We start from the raw sequence: 4,973 nt of genomic DNA, 5'->3' as shown, positions 1-4,973 counted from the left end.
ATTTGAAGGAATCAAATACGCAAGAGAAAAGGGTATACAGGTCGTATTAGTTTCTAGATGCTTAACTGGTAGAGTTTATGATTCATACGGATACCTTGGCTCTGGGCGTGACTTGAAAAATATCGGATGTATATTCGGTGGCGACTTACCTGGACAAAAAGCTAGAATAAAACTTATGTTAGCTCTAGGTAAAACTAATGATGAACAAGAATTAAAGGATATATTTGAAAAAGGAATATATTACTAAGATTAAAAAAGCCCTTAAAATGATCGCTCATCTTAAGGGCTTTATTTATAAAGCTTCTAATTTTCTATAATATTTTTGAGAAGAAATCTCTAGCTCTTTCATTCTTTGGATTTGTAAATACTACCTCTGGCTTATCATCTTCTATGATCTTACCACCATCCACAAATAAAAGTCTATCTGATACTTCTTTTGCAAATCCCATTTCATGTGTTACTATCGCCATTGTCATACCTTCTTTTGCTAGCTCTTTTATAACATCAAGAACTTCTTTTACCATTTCTGGGTCAAGGGCTGATGTTGGTTCATCAAATAACATCATGTCTGGTTCCATAGCTAATGCTCTAGCTATTGCAATTCTTTGCTTTTGTCCACCTGATAATTGGGCTGGATAAGCATCTTTTTTGTCTAATAATCCTACTCTTTCAAGTAGCACTTCTGCCTTTTTATTAGCATCTGCTCTACTTAATTTTTTAATCTTCATAGGAGCAAGTGTTATATTATCTAGTACAGTCATGTTAGGAAATAGGTTGAAGTTTTGGAACACCATACCTATTTTTTGTCTAACTTCATCAATATTAACTTTTTTATCAGTAATATCTGTACCTTCAAATATTACTTGACCCTCTGTTGGCACTTCAAGTAAATTCATACATCTCAATACTGTACTTTTTCCTGATCCACTAGGTCCAACTATTGTAACTATTTGACCTTTTTCTATAGTTAAGTCTATTCCTTTAAGTACATGTAAATCACCGAATGATTTGTGTAAATTCTTTAACTCTATCATATTATCACATTCCTTTGGTATTTTTCTAATTAGACTGAGCTAATTTCTTTTCTAGTAATCCTACTAATAATGAAAGTATAGTAGTCATAACAAGATACATTATAGCTGCCATTATATATGGTTCAAACGGTCTATATAATGCTGTTCTAACTATACCAGCCTTGAACATCAATTCTTGAACTCCTATAACAGAAATTATTGAAGATTCCTTAACTAATGTTATAAATTCATTTGCTAATGCTGGTAATACATTTTTTACAGCTTGTGGTACTATGACATATCTCATAGCATCAACATATCCTAATCCTAAAGATCTACTTGCTTCCATTTGTCCTTTATCTACTGCTTGTATACCTGATCTAAATATCTCAGCTATATATGCACTTGAATTTATTGATAATGCAAATGCACCACTTACAAAGTCACTAGAGAAAGGTCCTATATCAGGAAACTGAATACCTAGCTGTGGTAAACCAAAATAAATGATAAAGATTTGTACAAATAGAGGTGTCCCTCTTAGTATTTGTACATAAGCACTTGCTGGCCATCTTAAGATTTTTATTTTTGACATCTTCATTAGACAAATAAGCAATCCTAAAACAAAACCAATTACTAAAGATACTAATGAAATAATTATAGTAGTTTTAGCACCTTGTATAAATACTCCATAATATCCTGATAATACACTAAAATCCATAATCTAATCTCCTACTTCTAATATAAAGCCTATTCTTCTTCTTGTTTGTCAGCTAATTTTAAAGCATCTTGCATATATTTGTCGATTTTACCTTCATCTTGTAATCTCTTTATAGTTTTGTTTATAGATTCTATAAATGCAGTATTGTCGACTTTGTCATCTGCTTTTTTAACTGCTACTGCTGAAGTTTCAGCTACTTCTTGACCTACTTCTGTATTTCCTATTACTAAACCATCATATTGTCCTATGTTTATTTGAGCAACGTTTCTTCCTGTAACTATAACATCTATGTTTTTGTTTTGAAGTTCTAACATTAAGTCTGGAACTCTCTTCAATTGTTTAGCTTCAGTTATACCTAAATCTTCAGTTACATAACCTGCTTGTGTAGTACCACTTTGAACACCAACTTTTAAATCTTTTAAATCGTCAGCTGATTTTACTATATCTTCATCGCCTTTTCTTACTATACAAACATTGCTGTCTTCATAATATAATTCAGAAAAATCTACACTTTTCTTTCTTGTTTCATCAGGAGTCATACACGCTAAAACTACGTCAACTTTATCAGCATTTAAAGCTCCTAATAAACCATCAAAATCCATATCAGTGTATTCTACTTTTACACCCATATCTTTTGCTACTTCTTCCACTATAGTAGTATCAAATCCTACTATAGTATCTTTTCCATCAATTACTGTATGGAATTCATATGGAGCATAATCAGCACTTGTACCCATTCTTAATACTCCAGCTTTCTTTACTTCTTCTAATTTATCTACTTTTTCAGTAGAACTACTTGCAGCACTTGATGCGCTTGCACTTGAGCTTTTTGATGAACTACTGCATCCAACTAAGCCCATTACCATGATTGCAGCTAACCCTGTAGCTAATAATTTCTTTAATTTCATTTTAACAGTCCCCCTTAGATTTTTTTATATAGTAATACGCAGTATTTTTTAGATTTCAAAATCTATTAGTCTAAATAAAATACATCAATTCGAAGAAATCACCAAAAATAAAAAAGTCCCTTAGTTTAAAAACTAAGAGACGAATTAACCGCGTTACCACTCTTTTTGATAATTAATAGATTTTAATTATCCACTCAAGCCTTTAAGGCAGGCATACCTATTATCCTACTAATTTCAGATAATCTTCTCCAAAGCTCTCTTCACAATAAACTCCATTACTGGCTCACACCATACCCAGCTCGCTTTAATTTATGTTTACGCTACTTTCTTTTTCATAGAATTTTATTATTAAATTATTATATAATTATAAATTATTTTTTCTATTTTTGTCAATTCTTTTATCGATAAATTTTTACTTATTTCTCGATAATATGCCTAATTTTTTATATTATTTTAATAATTTTATTTTTTAAACACGTTTTGTAATCTAAAACCTTAGTTGATTTCTTAAATTTTACTGTTATCATGTTGTTTTTCTTTTCAATTATTTTTCCCTCTTTAAATGTCTTGTGGTATACTTTATCCCCAACATTTATTTGTTTTAGCTCTGAATTTAGAGGCTCTTCTATTTCGTTTATAAATCTTGATATAGATACCTTTTTGCCGTATTTGTTTTGTGGACAGCTTATGCAAAGTCTGTTTTTAGCTCTTGTTATGGCTACGTACATAAGTCGTCTTTCTTCTTCAATTTGATCGTTTTTCTTATCTTCATCCTCTATATCATATGATTTTTCGTGCGGAATTGTTCCTTCATTTGTACCAATTATGTAGACATTGTCGAATTCTAATCCCTTTGCACTGTGCATAGTCGTGAATATTACTCCATTTACTTCTTTATTTTTTTGATTTTCTTGTAGCTCTTCTTTTACTTTTTCTATATGACTTAGGTATTCACCTATTGTCTTGAAATTTGAAGATGAGCTTTCTATTTCGTTTAATATCTCTATCAATCCATTAGGCTTTATCTTTCTATTCATACAATAATCTAATATGTATTTATCGTAATCTAGAGTCGTTCTTATGAATGAAATTGCATTTTTAGGCTCTAGTGATTTTAGGTAGCTTAAATCTATTTCTAAGTCAGTTATAGTTTTTACTTGTTTTTGATGCAAATTGCACTTTGTGATTAGAGCATTTAAGAAGTATTTTTCATCCTTGACTGAGTTTATACTTTCTCTAGATATATATCTAAACGGCTTGTTGATAATTCTTATCCAATCCTCATTTGAATCAGGGTCAATCACTAATTTCAAATAAGATAATATATCCTTAGCTGCCCAATGATCGTATATCGTCACAACTGAATCTCTAATCACAAAAGGAATTCTCATATCCATAAATACATCGACTAATGCCCTAGATTGCAGGTTTGTTCTGTATATTACAGCAAAATCATCGTATTCTACGTAATCCTCTTTTACTCTTTCTATTATGTCCTTTGCAATTTGTATAGCTTCATCCTCTGAATCCTTTGGAGTTAAGTACTCCACAGTTCCCTTTTCTTCCTGATTACATTTGATTACCTTGTTGTATCTATTTTCATTTTTGTCTATTAATCTGTTTGCAGTTCCTATTATCTCTGATTTTGATCTATAATTTATATCTAATCTGACTTCCTTTGAATCCTTGAAGTAATTCTTAAACTGTAGTAAAAAATCAGGTCTAGCTCCTCTAAATCCATATATACTTTGATCCTCGTCTCCTACCACGAATATGTTGTTTTCAGGCTCTGCAATTAGCTTGATAACCTCAAACTGGACTCTGTTGATGTCCTGGAACTCGTCTATTAAAATATATTTGTAGACACTTCTAACTATGTTGAGCACATCAGGGTTATTTTGCAACAAATAGTAGGTTCTAATTAGCATATCATCAAAATCGATTTTTTTAATCTCATCTTTATAATTTTCATACATATTATATGTATTTATAAATTCATCCTTTGTAAGTACCTCTGACTCAAAATCAGCCTTATCCATCAGCTCATTTTTAACGTATGAAATTTCATTTATAACTTGTCCTACGAGCTCGTCATCTTCTCCATTTTCAACATTCAAGCTCTTTAAAATACCCTTAATAGAAAATCTCTTTAGCTTTTCATCTAAGATGCTGTTTAAGTTTAATCGTTCAAACTTTCTAAGAATCCTAAAGAACACTGCATGAAATGTACCAAAGGTAACCTTGTTCATCCTAAAGTCATTACATATACTCAAAGCTCTATTTTTCATCTCTATTGAAGATGCCTTGGTAAAGCTTATGGCAAGTATTCTAGTC

4 protein-coding genes, 1 pseudogene and 1 other annotated feature are annotated in these 4,973 nt (G+C 30.9%); of the genes and pseudogenes, 1 reads left to right on the top strand and 4 read right to left on the bottom strand.

The annotated features are described in order from the left end of the window. Positions 1-247: pseudogene (locus SPD90_RS03805) on the top strand (asparaginase); the annotation flags it as partial. A 64-nt stretch (positions 248-311) separates the two neighbouring features. Here the strand turns inward: SPD90_RS03805 and SPD90_RS03800 are convergent. From SPD90_RS03800 to SPD90_RS03785, 4 genes are all read right to left on the bottom strand, one after another. Next, on the bottom strand, positions 312-1,034 hold the full coding sequence (locus SPD90_RS03800; protein WP_320626536.1) for an amino acid ABC transporter ATP-binding protein: 723 nt from the start codon (positions 1,032-1,034) through the stop codon (positions 312-314). A 25-nt stretch (positions 1,035-1,059) separates the two neighbouring features. Continuing rightward, positions 1,060-1,731, bottom strand: a complete 672-nt coding sequence (locus SPD90_RS03795) for an amino acid ABC transporter permease (RefSeq protein WP_320626535.1) — start codon at positions 1,729-1,731, stop codon at positions 1,060-1,062. A 29-nt stretch (positions 1,732-1,760) separates the two neighbouring features. Then, a complete protein-coding gene (locus SPD90_RS03790; RefSeq protein ID WP_320626534.1) occupies positions 1,761-2,639 on the bottom strand; it encodes a transporter substrate-binding domain-containing protein in 879 nt (292 codons plus the stop codon). Between the two features lie 132 nt (positions 2,640-2,771). Then, positions 2,772-2,984, bottom strand: a binding site (T-box leader). 98 nt (positions 2,985-3,082) lie between these two features. Next, positions 3,083-4,973, bottom strand: a 1,891-nt coding sequence (locus tag SPD90_RS03785; protein ID WP_320924349.1) for an ATP-dependent helicase, incomplete at its 5' end; no start/stop codon positions are given.

Source organism: Intestinibacter sp., assembly GCF_034113885.1.
Classification (GTDB): Bacteria; Bacillota; Clostridia; order Peptostreptococcales; family Peptostreptococcaceae; genus Intestinibacter.
This window is presented reverse-complemented; position numbering and strand designations above follow the sequence as displayed.